The organism is Sphingobacterium chungjuense (assembly GCF_011316935.1).
GTDB lineage: Bacteria > Bacteroidota > Bacteroidia > Sphingobacteriales > Sphingobacteriaceae > Sphingobacterium > Sphingobacterium chungjuense.
In genome coordinates, this window is record NZ_WLYS01000003.1 from 339,594 (window position 1) to 353,385 (window position 13,792).

11 protein-coding genes and 1 tRNA gene are annotated in these 13,792 nt (G+C 41.6%); 5 read left to right on the plus strand and 7 right to left on the minus strand.

The genetic code is table 11. From position 1 onward, the window contains the following. The first annotated feature begins 11 nt into the window (after window positions 1-11). Window positions 12-1,184, plus strand: coding sequence for a tetratricopeptide repeat protein (locus GKO22_RS09185; RefSeq protein WP_166334351.1), 1,173 nt, complete (start codon window positions 12-14; stop codon window positions 1,182-1,184). A 127-nt stretch (window positions 1,185-1,311) separates the two neighbouring features. On the opposite strand, the gene GKO22_RS09190 is transcribed toward GKO22_RS09185, so the two are convergent. From GKO22_RS09190 to GKO22_RS09200, 3 genes are all read right to left on the minus strand, one after another. Continuing rightward, complete coding sequence (locus GKO22_RS09190) at window positions 1,312-1,809, minus strand: hypothetical protein (protein WP_166334353.1); 498 nt, start codon at window positions 1,807-1,809, stop codon at window positions 1,312-1,314. A gap of 163 nt (window positions 1,810-1,972) precedes the next feature. Next, window positions 1,973-4,162, minus strand: a complete 2,190-nt coding sequence (locus tag GKO22_RS09195) for a glutamine synthetase III family protein (RefSeq protein WP_166334355.1) — start codon at window positions 4,160-4,162, stop codon at window positions 1,973-1,975. A gap of 178 nt (window positions 4,163-4,340) precedes the next feature. Then, the gene (locus GKO22_RS09200) at window positions 4,341-7,175 is read right to left on the minus strand and encodes an alpha/beta hydrolase family protein (protein WP_166334357.1); all 2,835 of its coding nucleotides are present in this window, start codon (window positions 7,173-7,175) and stop codon (window positions 4,341-4,343) included. A 104-nt stretch (window positions 7,176-7,279) separates the two neighbouring features. Here GKO22_RS09200 and GKO22_RS09205 point away from each other — a divergent pair, with 104 nt between their 5' ends. Then, the gene (locus GKO22_RS09205) at window positions 7,280-8,014 is read left to right on the plus strand and encodes an SIMPL domain-containing protein (protein WP_166334359.1); all 735 of its coding nucleotides are present in this window, start codon (window positions 7,280-7,282) and stop codon (window positions 8,012-8,014) included. 30 nt (window positions 8,015-8,044) lie between these two features. After that, complete coding sequence (locus GKO22_RS09210) at window positions 8,045-8,887, plus strand: MBL fold metallo-hydrolase (protein WP_166334361.1); 843 nt, start codon at window positions 8,045-8,047, stop codon at window positions 8,885-8,887. Between the two features lie 117 nt (window positions 8,888-9,004). On the opposite strand, the gene GKO22_RS09215 is transcribed toward GKO22_RS09210, so the two are convergent. Further along, window positions 9,005-9,634 (minus strand): porin family protein, encoded by a 630-nt coding sequence (locus GKO22_RS09215; protein ID WP_166334363.1) that lies wholly within the window; start codon window positions 9,632-9,634, stop codon window positions 9,005-9,007. Between the two features lie 323 nt (window positions 9,635-9,957). On the opposite strand from GKO22_RS09215, the gene GKO22_RS09220 reads away from it, so the two are divergent. Then, window positions 9,958-10,028 (plus strand) — tRNA-Cys (locus tag GKO22_RS09220). 43 nt (window positions 10,029-10,071) lie between these two features. Next, window positions 10,072-10,251 carry a spore protein gene (locus GKO22_RS16665; RefSeq protein WP_166334365.1) on the plus strand — a complete coding sequence of 60 codons (180 nt, stop codon included), beginning with the start codon at window positions 10,072-10,074 and terminating at the stop codon, window positions 10,249-10,251. A gap of 95 nt (window positions 10,252-10,346) precedes the next feature. Here the strand turns inward: GKO22_RS16665 and GKO22_RS09230 are convergent, their stop codons facing one another. The 3 genes from GKO22_RS09230 to hemF are packed head-to-tail and all read right to left on the minus strand — an operon-like array spanning window position 10,347 to window position 13,789. Then, on the minus strand, window positions 10,347-11,633 hold the full coding sequence (locus tag GKO22_RS09230) for a M16 family metallopeptidase (RefSeq protein WP_166334367.1): 1,287 nt from the start codon (window positions 11,631-11,633) through the stop codon (window positions 10,347-10,349). After that, window positions 11,623-12,879, minus strand: coding sequence for a M16 family metallopeptidase (locus GKO22_RS09235; protein ID WP_166334369.1), 1,257 nt, complete (start codon window positions 12,877-12,879; stop codon window positions 11,623-11,625). Before GKO22_RS09235 ends, GKO22_RS09230 begins: the two co-directional genes overlap by 11 nt. A gap of 16 nt (window positions 12,880-12,895) precedes the next feature. Then, window positions 12,896-13,789 carry an oxygen-dependent coproporphyrinogen oxidase gene (gene hemF / locus GKO22_RS09240; protein ID WP_166334371.1) on the minus strand — a complete coding sequence of 298 codons (894 nt, stop codon included), beginning with the start codon at window positions 13,787-13,789 and terminating at the stop codon, window positions 12,896-12,898. Between the last annotated feature and the right edge of the window lie 3 nt (window positions 13,790-13,792).

The window sequence follows — 13,792 nt, forward strand, 5'->3', positions numbered from 1 at the left end:
AAAAGCGTAATATGAATATCAAGAAAAGTCTAATAATAACCGGAGTCTTAGCGATTTCGATGAGTACAGTCTTCGCACAAAGCGGTAATCTTAGAAAAGCGAAATCTGCCTATACTAAATATGAAGAGTTGGGAGGAGCAGAAGCAGGTGAGCTTTCTGCAAAAATGTTGAAAGACGGTATTGCGCCGATTGAGGAAGCTATTGCACACGAAAAAACAAAGGATAACCCAGAAACTTGGACGGTGTATTCTTTGATCTATTCTAACTTGGCATTTGCAGAAAAAAATGGTGAATACGCCGACAAAGCAATCACTGGTTTAGCGAAAGCAACAGAATTAGATGCAGACAAAAAGAATGAAGAAAACATCAATGCTGTAAAAGTGAACCTTCGCAACTTCTACCAAACAACAGGTTACGAGGAGTGGAAAGTAGAGAATTACAAAGGCGCAGCAGAAGAGTTTGACAAAGGTTTGGCTTTGATGCCAGGCGATACGACGTTAATTTACTTTGGTGCATTAGCAGCAATCCAAACACAGGATTACCCAACTGCGATCAAAAAGTATGAAGCGTTGCTTCCACACGAAGATCACTCCGAATATAGAATGATCAGAGCAGATCTGCCAAAATTGTACTTATCTACAGGTGATACAACCAAAGCGCTGGAGTATGCTGATGCGGCTGCAAAAGCCTTCCCAGAGGATAATGATATCGTGATGCAAAACATCGAGCTGAACCTGATCACAGGCAACGAGGAAAAAATTATTTCAGGTATCGAGAGTCAATTAGAGCGTGATGCAGGCAACAAAACATTGCACTACTATTTAGGTACAGCTTATGCATCGAATGATAACGATGAGAAAGCGTTAGCATCTTACAAAAAAGCGTTAGAAATTGATCCTGAGTACGTAGAAGCTAACTTGAACACAGCGGCAATCATCATGAACATGGCTAATCAAGCGCTTATGGATCTTAACGGTGACAAATCGGTATCTGATACGGACTACAATACGCGCGTAGAAACGATCAAAGCGGATATGGGTAAAGCGGTTCCTTATTTGGAGAAAGCGTTGAGCAAAGACCCGAACAACACGAACGCGTTGAGTAACTTGAAAAGTTATTATAACTTCATCCAAGATGAAGATAAAGCCAACGAGATTCAAGCTAAATTAGAAGCTGCTCGCTAGTTTTAATAACAACATAAAGTCATCATCATAGATGATGCAAATAGAAAGAGGTATTTACGATGTAAATACCTCTTTTTTTATGGAAATATCTCCGTTTAGAGCGCTATAACTTGAATTACTGGAATTCTCAAAAGGCGCAGCCACCAGCGTAATAAGTAATCGTCGCTGATTCATACGAAGGTGTGTTATTTGGTATGGTCTGGTCGCCTATTCGAACGGTGACTGTGTAATGTTTGCCTACAATCTTAGCCGCACCATCATTTTTTGTTGCTCTATAATAAATTAGCGTATCTCTAAAGCCAGTTTCCGTGTCAGACAATAATATCCTTACATCTGTCGCATCAATGGGCTGCTCCATCACTTGATAATCAAACTCTGCTGCGCCGAAAGTTTCAACCGGAAGTCCGGGTAATGCTGCATTTGCTCGTACTTTTCCATGCATAAGTGTCTTGGCGCGTTTGTTTTTCAAAAATTCGATTTGGTACTTGTAATCACTTTTTTCGTCAGACAGCGTGGCACACCATCTGGTGCCAGCGATTGGAATTACATTGTTATCATCCTTTTGGCATGCACCCAGTAAGAAGAAAGCAACAAGCCCAACAAAGACGAATCGATTATTTTTCATAGAAAATTAGGTCAATACAAGGCGCAAAAATACAAATTTTATCGATTTACGATGTGTTGACTTTATATTACTGCCTCCTACTCGATCGGCTTTCACAAAAAAAACCACTTGCTGTTGCAAGTGGCTCTCGGGTAATAGATAGGTTAGTTAGTTATGCTGTTGATTAGTGAATGAACAATAGCTCACGCAACTTCGGCAATGGCCATTTGTTATCATCTACTATTTTCTCTAGTTTATTCACGTGGTAACGAATCTCATCGAAGTAAGGTTTTACCAACTCGTCGTATGCGATAGCACGATCGCGGATATCCTCGATTTCGTTCGCTTTCTTACGCTCCTGGCGCATGGCTTCCGATTTCTCCAAAGCGATATTGATGTGTGAAGAGATACGCTCGATGAAGTTACGCTGTGAGCTATATGCTTCTGCCGATAGACCAATCTCTTTCAACCCTTTTACGTTTTCGATCAATTGATTTTGGTACGCGAAACAAGCTGGAGCGATTAAGCTGTTGGTCAACTCGGTGATCACACGCGCTTCGATTTGTAATTTCTTGTAGAAATTCTCTAACAAAATCTCATGTCTTGCTTCCGATTCGCGCTTCGAATAGATGCCCAATTTCTCGAAAAGTGCTAACGACTCTTCACTTACGTATACATCTAATGCTTTAGGCGTAGACTTGATATTAGACAATCCACGAGTAGCTGCTTCTTCTGCCCACTCATCACTATAACCGTTTCCTTCGAAACGAATCGCTCTAGATTCTTTGATGTAACGACGAACGACATTCAATAAAGCTAGGTCTTTTTTGATGCCTTTTTTGATTTGCTTATCTACCTCGATCTTGAATTCGATCAATTGATTTGCCACGATAGCATTCAAGATAGTCATTGGCAACGCCGAGTTGGCAGAAGATCCAACTGCGCGGAATTCAAATTTGTTTCCAGTAAAGGCAAAAGGTGATGTACGGTTACGATCCGTATTATCCATTTTCAAATCTGGAATTTTAGGAATACCGTGCCATAGGTTGGCTTCATTTCTTACCTTTTTCGCTACGCGAGCTGATTCTACTTCGTCTAAGATATCATCTAATTGAGACCCCAAGAAGATAGAGATAATCGCTGGCGGCGCCTCATTCGCACCTAAACGGTGATCGTTCGAGTGACTTGCAATAGATGCCCGTAACAAATCTGCATGTGCAGATACCGCCTTGATGGTGTTCACAAAGAATGTCAAGAACATCAAGTTGTTTTTAGGTGTTTTGCCCGGTGCTAATAGATTAACCCCTGTATTGGTGATCAATGACCAGTTATTGTGTTTACCAGATCCATTGATACCACTATACGGCTTCTCGTGCAACAATACTTTGAAGTGATGACGTTTAGCCACTTGCTCCATCAAGTTCATCAACAATTGGTTGTGATCAATCGCTAAGTTGATCTCTTCGAACATCGGTGCACACTCAAACTGTGTCGGTGCTACCTCGTTGTGACGAGTTTTCAAAGGAATACCCAATTTCAACGCTTCATTTTCCAAATCCACCATAAACGCTAATACGCGCTCTGGAATAGCTCCGAAGTAATGATCGTCTAACTGTTGTCCTTTTGCAGCCATGTGGCCAAATAAGGTACGACCAGTCAATTGCAAATCCGGACGCGCATTATACAACGAAAGATCGACCAAAAAGTATTCTTGCTCAATACCTAAAGAAGCAGTTACTTTATTAACTGACTTATCAAAGAATTGTGCTACATCTGTAGCTGCTTTATCAATCGCAGAAACTGCTTTTAATAAAGGTGCCTTATAATCTAATGATTCGCCTGTGTATGATACAAAAACTGTTGGGATGCATAAAGTCTTTCCACCGCCAGTTTCGAACAAGAAAGCGGGTGAAGACGGATCCCAAGCTGTATATCCACGTGCTTCGAACGTGTTGCGAATACCACCATTTGGAAAAGAAGACGCATCTGGCTCTTGTTGTACCAAGGCATCAGCAGTAAATTTTTCAATGGCCATTCCGTTACCATCTGGTTCGAAAAATGCATCGTGCTTCTCTGCCGTTGAACCTGTCAATGGTTGAAACCAGTGTGTATAGTGCGAAGCGCCATTGGATAAAGCCCATGATTTCATTGCCTGCGCAATATCTTCTGCTAATTCGCGAGAAATGCGTTTTGACCCTTCAACAGACTCCTTGAGTTCTACAAAAGTTGTCTTTGGCAGGTAGTCACGCATTTTGTCTATCGTGAATACATTTTTACCATAAATCGCTATGGCTTTTTTGGACTCAGCATATCCCTCATGATTAATTTCTCTTGAACCCGCTGAATTTACAGATTGAAACCGTAAGAATGACATATATTTTGAAAGTTAATTTTGCAATAAATTGCTAAACAGCATAAAAAAAATGCTTTCACATCACATTTTCTTTTGTAAATATGGCTCTTTTCTCGAAAAAAACAAAAAATTATTTTTTTTAAAACTAAAAATGGGGAAAATTACTTTTCCCCATTTATAATATTCGAATCAAAATACGTTACATGCTCAATCCCCAATCGATTCCTTTATGGATTGCAGGCACACCCGAGGTGATCCAAACGGGAGCAGGCTTACCTTTTAAGAAATGGTCGAAAAATTGTGCTTCGCGCTGCTGAATATCTTTTCTATTCTGACGTTGTATCAAATTATGGTCGTCGCCATTGTAATTCAATAACCACACCGGCTTCTGCAAGCGACGCAATGCCGTAAACATTTCGATACCTTGGTACCATGGCACAGCGCCATCTTGGTCATTGTGCATAATCACGACAGGAGTATTTACACGATCCATGAAGAATAAAGGCGAGTTCTCAATGTATAGATCACGCGCTTCCCACAAATTCTGACCGATACGACTTTGTGTATTCTCGTATTGAAACTGACGTGACATCCCCGATCCCCAACGAATACCGCCGTACGCAGAAGTCATATTTACGACAGGCGCACCTGTCCAAGCCGCAGCATACATATTGGTGCGCGTAATCAAATGCGCTACTTGATAACCGCCCCAACTTTGTCCTTGGATTCCCATTTTTGTCGAATCGACAAAACTATTGGTACGTGCCAAGTGCTGCATTCCCGAATTGATGTATTCTTCCGCCGCTTGGCCTGGATAGCCAGTCTCGTACGAAATATCTGGCGCAAACACCAAATAACCATTGCTCACGAAATAGGGAATATTCAAGCGTGAAGGCGTAGGTGCAGGAGCTTGATAGGTATATAAACCTTGTGATAGTTTTTCGTAGAAATAAGCAATTATTGGATATTTTTTATTCGGATCAAAATCTTCTGGCTTATACAAAATGCCGGAAGCATCATGCCCATTTGGTGTAGTCCAATGCACTAGCTCTGCTGTTCCCCAATTATAACCTGCCTGTTGCGTGTTGATATCGGTTAATCTGCGTTCCTGATCCATCTTCGCACTGTTAATATACAGATCTGGTGAATGCTGGTAATCTTCTTTCGTATAAATCACCTGTGCCAAATCCTCGCTTGCCTCCACCTTACGATATGTTTTTGGCTGCATGAAGATCTTTTTAGGGTTTGACTTTCCTGCGTTGACACTATAAAAACCGTTTTCTTTTGTTGTCTCATCAAAAGCCGCCAAGAATTGATCTTTATCAAAAAGATAGGTCGTGCGGTATCTTGGATTCTCCTCGCGCGACAAATTGACGGCGCGGAATGTGATTTTTTGATCCCGCCCATAACCATTTGTAATCGTATACGGTTTCTGTTTGCCTGCTAAGTCAAAAGCCCAGATATCATAACGATCATTAATATATACCGTTTGACCATCCTTGGACCAGCCTGCCACACCGTATGCGCCTGGCAATGCCGGCATATCATTCTCCTCGTCCACAAAACTTACGGCAATACCTTCGTGCAACGATTTTTTCGAATCGTTTGCCAAGTCATAACTCGACCAGCTTGCCGTAGCACGGTCAAAGAAAACAGCATAGTCTGCCTTTGGAGACAGATAGGCTTGCCCATTAAGATCGGAAGCGATCAATTTATGCTGACCGGTTTTGGTCGATACTTTATAGATATTCGACTTCGTGCCCAGATCCCACTGCGAAGAAATACGATTTCCAAAATCAGATGTTACCAATACCCACTCTTCGTTACCCGAATCTGTCGTGATGACTCGATTGAAAGTTTCATCACTCAAAGGAATAATCGTCGCAGATGATTGCGGATACACCACGGCAGAGAAGCTTTTGGTTTGATCGCGTTTCAGATTGACCAATTGCTGGGGTTGCAAGTAATCATCTTTCCAATGCCAAATATCTAATTTAGCATGCTCAAATTCTACTAGCGTGGTATCCTTGACCAATGGAATTGGCGCCAAACCGATGTATAATTTTTGCCCGTTTTCACTAAACCTAAGCGGTGCATCGCCGCTTACCCACCAATTTTGCGGAACACCAGCAGTAGCTTGTTGCCCGATCAATCGTGCGGAATCCTGATCGGCTGTGTAATAATATAATTTGTATTCTTTGGACAAGGTTTTGTCATCCCCTTTGAAGGCTACAAAAGAAAGTTGCGATTGATCTTCCGAAAAACTAAACTGCTTATACGTGCCTTTACCATGACTAATTTTCTTCAAGGATTTGTCACCAACAGAATAGATGTACAATCCTGCATCTCTCGCAGCAACACTATCCTTCTCCTCTCCTTTCTTACTCAATAATAGCTGCCGTTCATCTGCGCTCCACTCATATTGATCCACACCAACAAAGTTGGTCGTATCACCTGTAGGCAAATGCAATAGATGCAATATGGTTTTCGTCTTACTCTTTGCCGGAGTTTTTTTGGCTAGGGCTGTGCTATCCTTGGAAGCGATGGTATCAAGCGGTGCAGATGCTTTGCTTTCTGCAAGAAATGCGACATACTCGCGACTATTTCGCGCCATTTTAAAAGACTTCACGTCGGCATATTTTAGTGGAGCAGCTTTGCTTTTCAGATTATATACCAACAAAGAATCTTTGGGCATTTCTTCTGATTTCTTCTTTTTGATCTTCGCTTCTCTAACTGCGGAGAAATATGGCTTGATCCCTGCCACAAAAAATGCGTCATTACTGGTTAGACTCGCACCATCACCGCGTGGCACGCTTAGCAAAAGCGTATTTTTCTGATCTTTTAATTCTAAAACAGCATCACCTTCCTGCGGGGTGATCGTATAGTAAACCAATTTGCCCGATTTACTCAAGTTGGCTGTACCGATGCTCTTCCAATTATCGTATACATCGTGATTCAAAGGTGGTTTTTGCGCTACGGCTTGCACACTCACAAAAGTGCTGAGTGCAAGACATAATTTACTCCAATTATTCATAGTGAATGTTAAGTTGACCGTTTGTGAAGCCCAATAATAGCATTTTTTGTTTAACTTGCTTATGATTGCAATGCAACAAGTTTGGCACAATTAAAAACATGCTTATGAAAAACACCCCCATTATTGTCAGTATTATTGGCGCCATTGCGCTCATTTGTGTGGCTTGGATCTTCGGCTCGTCATACCGGTATAAATACAATAACAGTAATACAATCAACGTGACCGGCAATGCTAAAATGGACTTCGAATCCGACATCGTAAAATGGTCTGCGTCTTACAGTCGCAAATCTACGGATTTGAGTGGAGCGTCTGAACAGCTTGGTAGAGACCGGGATTTAGTCAAAAATTTTCTGCTGCAGCGTGGCATTCAGGAAAAGGAAATCCGCTTCAATGCGGTCAATATCAGTCGAGAATTTAACTACTACACCGATAGCCAAGGAAATAGTTCCAATACCTTCACCGGATACAATCTTTCGCAACAAGTGAGTATAGAATCTAAAGATTTAGAAAAGGTAGATAATGCTTCTCGAGAAATTTCCAGTTTAATTTCACAAGGAGTTGAATTAAGTTCTAACGCTCCCAACTACTATTTTTCTGGATTGGAAGATCTAAAATTGCAACTCATTTCTCAGGCGTCAGAAAACGCCAAATTGCGCGCTCAAAATATTGCGACGGAATCGGCCACTTCTCTAGGACAATTGGTAAAAGCGGATCTTGGAATTTTCCAGATAACGGGTCAGAATGACAATGAAGAGTATTCTTACGGAGGTGCATTCAATACCAGTTCACGTAGCAAAACAGCAAATATTACCGTCAAAGCCAGTTATTTAGCACGTTAGTTGTAGTCTGTTCTGTAAAAACGTAGAGTTATGAACTTATATACCATCGATACCGGATTTTTCAAACTGGATGGCGGCGCTATGTTTGGCGTCGTTCCCAAATCCTTGTGGTCGCGCACCAATCCACCCGATGCTAAAAATCTGTGCACTTGGGCAACGCGCTTGCTCCTGATGGAAGATGGAAACCAACTCACGCTCATCGATACCGGATTGGGCGATAAGCAAGATGCGAAGTTTTTTGGACATTATGATTTGCATGGAGACGCCACCTTGGATTCTTCATTGGCAAAACACGGCTTCCATCGCGATGATATTACCGATATCATCTTGACACATCTGCACTTTGATCATTGTGGTGGCGCGATCAAGCGAGAAAATGAACAATTGATTCCAGCCTTTAAAAATGCGAAATACTGGTCCAATGAAAAGCACTGGGATTGGGCCACTGTAGATCCAAATCCGAGGGAGAGAGCTTCGTTTCTAAAAGAAAACATCTTGCCGATTCAGGAATCCGGTCAGCTTAATTTCTTGGCCGAAGGCCAATCATTCAACGAAAAAGTTGGTATTCGCTACGCGAATGGCCACACCGAGGCAATGATGCTGCCGCAGATTCAGTACAAAGGCAAAACCATCTTGTATATGGCCGATTTATTACCATCGGTTGGTCACATTCCGATTCCATATGTCATGAGTTATGATGTGCGACCGTTAGTGACCATGGATGAACGGAAAGATTATTGGCAAGAAATCGTGGATAATGAATACATCCTCTATTTAGAGCATGATCCAGAACACGAATGTTGCACCCTGCAACACACGGAAAAAGGCATCCGACTGAAGGAAACGTTTAAGTTAAGTGAAATTTACTTTTAGATGACCTCAGAATCCTCCGCTTCATAATGATGATACAACACAAAAAAGGCGAGCTCGCGCTCGCCTTTTTACTGCATAAATTTTATCGTAACAAAAGATATCTACTCGATTCTTTCCTTAGAATTGGAAACCAACTCCGAACGACCAAACGCGGTTGGCAGCAGTCGTATTGCTATTGTTCGGAATCATATTGGTCAGACCTAGACCGTATCCAGCATTGATTAAAAACCCGCTGCTTAAACGGTAGCCTGCCAAAAAGTTGACACCGGCATCTAGTCTGTTCATATTCTTATCGTCTCCGCTAAAGTTGATGTCTCTGTCAACAGAACCCTCATTACCGCCTACTCTGGCAGAAATTTTGTCTTTACCACTTAGATTTAGACCAACATACGGACCAGCTCCTAAGAAAATACTTCCAGAATATCCTGTAGGGATATAGTAAACCGCATTTACAGGAATTTCTAATGACATCGTATTACGTGTTGTCGTCAGACCTGTGGTTTCGTTTCCAGTATCAAATTTTGTACCCTTACCCTGCAATGATAATCCAGGTTGGATGGAGAAATTTGGTGCTACCGGAAGATCCGCATAACCCGTTACGTTGAATGAGGTATTGTTTGATTGATTGTCTCCAAGATTTGAAATCTTTCCTAAGTTCACACCTGCGCGCAATCCATAAGAAACCTGTGCTTGTGCAGCACCAGCTAATAACATAGCTACACCGAATGATAGTAAAACTTTTTTCATCACTTTATTCTTTAAGTTTTGGACGCAGACTTATTATCTAGCGCCTCATACTTGGGTACATTGCAAAGTTCAGACCAAAAACGGATCTCGACATGCATGGTGAATTCAAAACACAGTTATTCAACACTTTAATAACACCACCATCGAATTGATATGACGCAGTACCGACAATGCATCAAATAAAATATCATCATGACCGCTATTGAACTATAGATAATGGCATGGGATCTATAGGTAAGAAAGCAATATATTTAGCAAGCAGATTCAAAAAAAACTTTATTATATCAAAGTAAAAGTATATTTTTGCAAGCCGAAAGGGCAATGGTCGGATGGCCGAGTGGCTAGGCTGAGGTCTGCAAAACCTCCTACAGCGGTTCGAATCCGCTTCCGACCTCGTACTTAAATAACAAAAGGTAAAAAATTAAATTAAGCACAAAATGGGAGTTACTCGTTTAAAAAGAAAAGATAGAAGAAACAAAACTGTTTCTCGTGTTGAAGTTCAGTTCTTGAAATTAGGTCGTAACATCGAGTTAGGTTCTAAAAGCAAAATGTCTGACAAAGACCAAATCTCAAAAAACAACGCGGTCTTAGATCAATTATCTAAAAGCGCAAACTAATCTTTACGATCAGAGATCGTAATTGTCACATAAAAAAAGGAAAGATTAAATAATCTTTCCTTTTTTTATGTGACATGGTATACAATTGGGAATCTTTACATCTTCCCAACCACCACCTTCACCATATCCTCGTATTGCAAGTATTTTTGTGCCATCGTTTGCACCTGTTCGGCATCCATATCGTGTAATACCTTCGTGTAATAGGCGTAATAGCTCAGATCCAAGCCAGACAAATGTACCGCCTTAAATTTGTCTGCGTGCGAGAATATAGATTCTAAACTTCCCAGCATGGCGCCCAGCATATAATTCTTCACTAATTTGATTTCTGCCGCATCGACAAGCTCTGTTTGTAGTAAGTTCATTTCTTTTTGAATCTCTTGCAACGTTGCCGTAGTCACATCGGTGCCTACTTGTGTCGAAATGACAAGCATACCAGTATGCTCAAAGGTCACTGCCGACGAACCGATTCCATAAGTATATCCTTTATCCTCTCGAATATTGCGCATCAATCGAGATCCGAAATATCCTCCAAACAAGGTATTCACAAACTGTATGGCTGGAAAATCTGCATCGGTGCGGCGCAAACTTTGTCTGCCTATACGAATCGACGATTGCACCGCATCGGCACGCTCTTGAAATTGCAATTCCGTGTGGTACGCACTAGAAATATGAATCTCACTTTCTACCGATTTAGAAGCTGTCGTATTTTTCCATTTGCTGCCGCAATAGTCGGACACTTCTCGAATCACATCAGCCGTAATATTTCCCGATAAGAATAAGGTGCAATTCTCCGGTTGGATTTGCTGCGTATATAATTCCGCTAGCTCTCCACGATTCAATGCTGACAACCCCTCATCAGTCACCACAGCGCCATATCTATTACGACCAAACAAGGTTTTATAGAATAATTGCTTGGCAACAAAATCATTTTTCTCCAAAGAGATCTGTAGACTTTGACGATTAGTACGTTTGAAATTATCTAGTTCATGATCTGGTAATTGTGCATCTACCAAAATATCATAAACCAAAGGAAATATTTGCGGCACGTATTTATTAAGCGTATACAGTGTGTATGAGGTGTGATCAAAACTAAACTCGGGCATTAGAAATGCGCCGTAGTAATCCACCGTTTCTGCAATCTGTGCGCAAGTCATACGGCTCGTCCCCTCTTTCATCAAGGCGCTTAACGCGGTATTACGCAATGGATCTTCTGATTTTGCACCAAATTTGTTTTTAAATACAAATTCGGCCTTCACCAAAGGTTGGTCTTGCGATCTAAATATGTAAACAGGCAAGCCATTATCCAATACCATATGTTCTGGATGAACCAACGTCATCCCCTGAATATCGTGCGACTGCGGTGCTTGTGCTCTATTCAACATGTGATTCCTGATTTTTTGCGTGGTAAATTAAGGTAGATGAGTTCTCTGCCCTAAAAATTTCGGCTGAGACTCGCTGAATATCCGAGTTGGTGATAGCGGCATATTTTGCGACTTCGGTATTGTATGCATTCGCATCGCCCAACAACTCAAAATAGGCTAGATTCATCGCTTTGTCCAAGACAGAAAGTTCTGCAAAGACCATGGTCGATTCTACTTTATTTTTGACTTTATCTAGCTCCTTTCCAGCAACCAATTCCGTCTTCAATTGATCCAGTTGCTCCCAAAGCGCTTCCTCTGCCTGGGCTAAATTAATACCTTCCGAAGGCTTACCTTCTACGACAAATAAATTAGTATCTACACTTCCCATCAAGTATGCATTCACATCGACAAACAATTGCTGTTCTTTTACCAAAGCACGGTACAAGCGAGACGAGCTTCCGCGCGAAAGCAGATCAGAAACTAAATCTAGTGTATAATAATCATCATGATGCCGATCCGGCCCATGAAATGCAATATATATACTATCGACAGGTACATCTGCTTCGACCGATTCACGCCGAGCAGCTTGCTGGGGCGACTCCTGTGGCAAAGATCTTTTTTTCACAGGATGATCCGGGATCGTAGCAAACCATTTTTCAACCAGCGCTTTGACCTCCTCGACTTTTACATCTCCTGCTATCACCATAATAGCATTGGAAGGATGGTAAAATGTCGCAAAGAACTGCTTCACTTCATCCATCGTTGCTTGTTCGATGTGCTCGATGTTTTTACCAATCGTAGCCCAACGATATGGGTGTGCTTTATAGGCAAGAGGCCGCAGTTTCAACCACACATCGCCATAGGGTTGATTCAGATAGCGTTGCTTAAATTCTTCGATAACCACTTGTCTTTGCACTTCCAAACTTTGCTCGCTAAAGGCCAAACTCAGCATCCGATCACTTTCCAGCCATAGCGCCGTTTCTAGGTTGACTGCAGGAAGCGTGATATAGTAATTGGTGATATCATTACTGGTAAAGGCATTGTTCTCGCCACCCACTTGTTGCAAAACTTCATCATAATTGGGAATGTTGACTGAACCGCCAAACATCAGATGCTCGAACAAATGCGCAAAACCCGTACGTTCGGGATCCTCATCGCGAGCACCTACATCGTACAAAACATTTACACAGGCCATCGGCGTGGTATGATCTTCATGCACCAATACACGAAGTCCGTTTGCTAACACAAACTTTTTATAATTTACCATCTAAATATTGAAATGATTATACCCACGCAATATCTTGCTTGAGTAACGAAAGTGTTTGTTCTTCACGAGAACCTGGCTCCGCTTGGTAGTTATAAAACCAATTGGCCTGTTCTGGTAAGCTCATCAATATGGACTCTATGCGCCCATTGGTCTCCAAACCAAATTTGGTGCCCGAATCATACACTAGATTAAATTCTACATAACGACCGCGACGCAATAATTGCCAGTTTTTTTCCTGTTCGGTGAATGTTTTGTGCCGCGATTTATTGACCAATCCGCTGTATACTTTGGGGAATAAACGGCCTAAATCACAAGAAAAATCAAAGATTTCTTCGTAACTCAATTCTGTATTCTGTGGCGTGATTTTATCGTAAAATATGCCGCCAATTCCACGTGTTTCCTGTCGGTGCTTGATATAAAAATAGCGATCCGCCCAAGCCTTGTACTTCGCATAAAACTCCGGATGGTGCTTATCACAAACATCTTTCAAGCTTTGGTGAAAATATTGGGCCTCTTCTTGATCAACATAATGCGGCGTGAGATCGATGCCTCCGCCAAACCATTTCACCTGATCATTCAACTCAAAATAGCGTATGTTCATATGAATAATGGGTACCCAAGGATTATTAGGATGAATTACAATAGACACACCCGTCGCAAAGAACTCATCTTCTTCCACACCGAAAGATTTACGAATGGGTTCGGGCAATTTACCATGCACTTCAGAGAAGTTTACACCACCTTTCTCGAAGATAGCACCATGCTGAATCACACGTGTGCGCCCTCCACCACCTCCATCACGTTGCCAGTTTTCTTCTACAAACCGAGCGCCGCCATCCAATTGCTCTAAAGCATCGGTGATTTCTTGTTGAATTTGTTTATAGGTATTTGCGATGTGTTCTCTCGTCATGTT

Excerpts from the sequence above, each read along its gene's own strand:
- GKO22_RS09185 (WP_166334351.1), top strand. The coding sequence starts at position 12 with ATGAATATCAAGAAAAGTCTAATAATAACCGGAGTCTTAGCGATTTCG.
- GKO22_RS16665 (WP_166334365.1), top strand. The coding sequence starts at position 10,072 with ATGGGAGTTACTCGTTTAAAAAGAAAAGATAGAAGAAACAAAACTGTT.
- GKO22_RS09215 (WP_166334363.1), bottom strand. The coding sequence starts at position 9,634 with ATGAAAAAAGTTTTACTATCATTCGGTGTAGCTATGTTATTAGCTGGT.
- GKO22_RS09190 (WP_166334353.1), bottom strand. The coding sequence starts at position 1,809 with ATGAAAAATAATCGATTCGTCTTTGTTGGGCTTGTTGCTTTCTTCTTA.
- hemF (WP_166334371.1), bottom strand. The coding sequence starts at position 13,789 with ATGACGAGAGAACACATCGCAAATACCTATAAACAAATTCAACAAGAA.
- GKO22_RS09230 (WP_166334367.1), bottom strand. The coding sequence starts at position 11,633 with ATGTTGAATAGAGCACAAGCACCGCAGTCGCACGATATTCAGGGGATG.
- GKO22_RS09210 (WP_166334361.1), top strand. The coding sequence starts at position 8,045 with ATGAACTTATATACCATCGATACCGGATTTTTCAAACTGGATGGCGGC.
- GKO22_RS09205 (WP_166334359.1), top strand. The coding sequence starts at position 7,280 with ATGAAAAACACCCCCATTATTGTCAGTATTATTGGCGCCATTGCGCTC.
- GKO22_RS09195 (WP_166334355.1), bottom strand. The coding sequence starts at position 4,162 with ATGTCATTCTTACGGTTTCAATCTGTAAATTCAGCGGGTTCAAGAGAA.
- GKO22_RS09235 (WP_166334369.1), bottom strand. The coding sequence starts at position 12,879 with ATGGTAAATTATAAAAAGTTTGTGTTAGCAAACGGACTTCGTGTATTG.
- GKO22_RS09200 (WP_166334357.1), bottom strand. The coding sequence starts at position 7,175 with ATGAATAATTGGAGTAAATTATGTCTTGCACTCAGCACTTTTGTGAGT.